1 protein-coding gene is annotated in these 4143 nt (G+C 33.5%); it reads left to right on the forward strand.

The genetic code is table 11. From position 1 onward, the window contains the following. Window positions 1-663 precede the first annotated feature (663 nt). On the forward strand, window positions 664-4143 hold a 3480-nt coding region (locus tag ACP6PK_RS07685; RefSeq protein WP_426559113.1), incomplete at its 3' end, for a class I SAM-dependent methyltransferase.

Genomic DNA, 4143 nt, shown 5'->3' on the forward strand with positions numbered 1-4143 from the left:
TGGATAGTGGAATTTCTCTTCTATTGCGTATAGAGCAATAATCAAATCATTTTCTCAAGCGCCTACGAGATGGAGGTGGGTAGTGAAAATTTCCAACTATTGCGTATAGAGCAATAATCAAATCATTTTCTTAAGCGCCTACGAGATGGAGGTGGATAGTGGAATTTCTCTTCTATTGCGTATAGAGCAATAATCAAATCATTTTCTCAAGCGCCTACGAGATGGAGGTGGGTAGTGAAAATTTCCAACTATTGCGTATAGAGCAATAATCAAATCATTTTCTTAAGCGCCTACGAGATGGAGGTGGATAGTGGAATTTCTCTTCTATTGCGTATAGAGCAATAATCAAATCATTTTCTTAAGCACCTACGAAATGGAGGTGGATAGTGGAATTTCTCTTCTATTGCGTATAGAGCAATAATCAAATCATTTTCTTAAGCACCTACGAAATGGAGGTGGGTAGTGAAAATTTCCAACTATTGCGTATAGAGCAAGAGTAATTGCATTTTCTTAAGCGCCTAAAAGATGGAGGTGGGTAGTGGAATTTTCCAACTATACCGAAAACTCGCTTAGATATTACTTTTAACTTTTGACTTGCGTGTAACGTGATACTTCTTGAAGATTATAATTTAGTAATAAATAATTTAGCAGAATCTTAGCAATATGGAAAAAGTTAAAATAACAGATAAACAACCTAAACAACTAGCAGCAACTACTGGATTTTTAGACCAAGTAGCAATAGACAATGAAACTGTTTGTTTAAGTGGATGGGTTCTCTCTTTTGAGTCTGAACCTGTAACTAATTTTAAGGTTTTATTTGGCAATAAACAATTAACAGAATTTAGATTAACTCAAGGTCTTCCTAGTCCTGGAGTTAAAAAAGCGCATCCAAATATTTCTGCTGCTAATAATGCTCGGTTTATTATTAGATTGCCGATGAAGAAAGAGCAGCAACAAGAATTTAAAAATGCTCTGATTATTTTAATTCCTTTAGTAGAAAATCGTGAAGGAGAACCTCTGTTAAATGCGGTTAATCCTGCTTTATCTTCTTTAGTAAAAACACCAGTAGGAAATAATTTACAAACTACTACTCCGCAGGTAGAATTGATTTCTGTTCATGTGCCAAAAGCTGCTGGAACTGCTTTTAGACAGGTTTTATTACAGGTTTATGGAACTCAAGGAGTTCTGACGGATAAAACTAATATGTTTGAAGAGAATATGCCACCTACTATTCATTGGCAGACTAAAGTTATTGAGGGTCATTTTCGGGCGGGTAAGTATGACAAATTCTTTCCTAATGCTAAGAGAATTACATGGTTAAGAGAACCGATCCGGCGGTTAATTTCTGATTATTGTTTTCGTCATATATCTAATCCTAGGAAAGATCATCTTAATAAAGAAAGTTTGTTAAAGTTTGCTCAAGGTAACAGTAATTTGATGACTTATTGTCTGAATGGTAAGTCTCTGGATTATTTTTATTTTGTGGGAATTACGGAATATTTTGCTGAGGATTTACTGGAGCTGAAAAATATTTTTGGTTGGTCTGATTATGAGGTGATTTATCAAAATAGAAATCCCTATCCAGAGTATGTTGAGTTTCAAAAGGAAGTCTTATCAGATAGAAAATTAATGGATAAGTTAGCTGCTGCTAATAGTCAAGATATGGAACTTTATGCAGCAGCTTTAAAATTATCAGAAGGAAGAAGGAAGAAGGAAGAAAGAGGAAGTACAATTAATTTACCATTACTAGAAGGAAGAAGTAATAAGGAGGAAGGAAGAATTACAACTAATAATTTACCAGAAGAAAATATGGTTAATTTGGAGGAATATCTGGTGACGGGAAAAATAGAATTATTAAGAACATTAGGTTCTTTGGATAAGGCTGAATTTGATAATCAAGAATTACTACTTACAGGTTGGGTGGTTGCTCCTAATTCGGGGGAAGTAAAAGGTTTCAAATTAACTATTGCAAATACCAAAATAGAAAAGTTTGAAACTGCTTTAAATTTGCCTAGTCCAGATGTGAGAAAGTTGCATCCTAGTCTGAATAATTCTGGTCAATCTAGATTCCGGATTAAAGTACCTCTGAATCAAGAACAAATTTCACAATTCCAAAATGATCGAATTGCTTTAATTCCGATTTTTAAAGATGGTGAAGGTAAGGTTTTATTGAAAGAATTGGGTTATTCAAAACTAGGTACTTTTTCTGAATATCTCAAAATTGTAGAAGAGCCAAAGTTTATTGCACCAATTAAAACAATTACAACGTTAGGTTATTTCGAGAAAGTGACAATTTCTAATCGGAATTTAGTAATATCTGGTTGGGTAGGTTCTTACAATTTTGGTTCTGTAAAAGGATTTAAAATTTCTATAGGAGGTCAGGAAATAACTAAGTTTAAACATTCTCTTGGTATTTATAGTCCAGATATTAAGAAAGCTTTTCCTAAACTTGCTGGTGCAGAAAATGCTCGTTTCCAAGTAACTATTCCTGTTTCTGAATCTCAAATTTTAGAATTTCAGGATTGTGTTCTGAGCTTAACTCCTTTATTTAAAGATGCTAAAGGTAAGGCTATAGTTAAAGTGGTTAATTTTGTGGGGAAAACTAATAAAATTGTAGACTACAAAATTGTTGATTCTCATATTATTTTGTCTGATGAAACTTCTATACCTTTCCCACCTGAATTTTTAGTAGATCGGGTGCATGGAGAATCAGAAATAAACGGATTTTTAAACATAGGTTTAGGAATAAGTCGAGACTTAAAATTAGCTCTGAATAAAATTGGTAAAAAATTTAGCGATTTTGATTCTGTTTTAGATTTTGGCTGCGGTTGCGGACGGGTAATAATTTGGAATTATCTGTTAAGTAAGTCTACTGTTTTTGAAGGTATAGATGTAGATGCAGAGGCAATATATTGGTGTCAGGAAAATCTTAAGTTTGCCAAGTTTAGTGTTAATCAAGCTTTACCTCCTACGGAATATGAAGATAATAAATTTGACTTTGTTTATCTGATTTCAGTATTTAGTCATATCAATGAAGAAATGCAGTTACAATGGTTAAAAGAACTACGCAGAATTACAAAACCAGAAGGTATTGTGATGATTACAACTCGCGGTCCGAATATTTCTAGAGAAGCTTACGATTTAACAACTAAATTAGAAAAAGAAGGGTTACTATTTTTTACATCTCCGGATAGAAAGAAGGTTTTTCCTGACTGGTATCAAACTACTTATCAGACTGAGGATTATATCAGAAATAAATGGGTATCGGAATTTGAAATAATTGATTTTATTCCTGGTGGTATTCGAGCTAGTCAAGACATAGTTATACTGAAAAATAAAGAGAAGTTAGAACCTGTAGCAGGGATAGATACAAAGGAAAAAGAAATATTAGAAACTTTATTATTAGCTACAACTGGATATCTGGAATACATAGGATTGGCAGATAAAAAAGAACTGTCTATTAGAGGTTGGGTAGCTGCTGCTGGATCGGGTATTCTAGAAAATATGAAGGTTGTTCTTGGTGAAATAGAAATACAGAATTTTCAATTGAAAAAAGCGATTCCTAGTCCGCATGTGAAAAAGAATAACTCTCATTTAGATGCGGAAAATGCTAGGTTTGAGCTTTCTATACCTCTCACTTCAGAACAGCTAGAACAATGTCGTAATTCTAATATTAGTTTGACTCCTTTTTTCCAAAAAGGTAAAGGTACTGCTATTTCAAAACGGTTGGCTATTTCTATACCTCAAATAAAAACTGAAAAGGAAACTGTTGAAGTGTCAGATAAACAAGTTAAACCAGTAGAAGTATCTCCATCTCCTACCCTACCAAAATATGAAAAAGTTGCAGCACAAACTTCTACAGTTTCACAGCTACAATCTTCAGAATTTATGACAGAAATTATGGCAGATTTGGAGAAGTCGCAAGTAGAGATTCAAGAAATTAAAGCTGATTTAGAAAAGTTCAAATCTAAAAAGACAAATACTCCAGCTAAAAGTCTATTTCCTGTCGAATCAGATAAAAATTTGTCGGGGTTGGGAGAAGAAACTACTACGAAAAAAAAAATTCTAACTAACCAGATAGATGTAGATACTAATGTTTCTGGGTTTGGAGACCAAACCCCTACGGCAAAAAAAACTCCTATT

It is taken from the genome of Dapis hubbardiae BLCC-M172 (assembly GCF_050016015.1).
Taxonomy (GTDB): Bacteria; Cyanobacteriota; Cyanobacteriia; order Cyanobacteriales; family Microcoleaceae; genus Trichodesmium.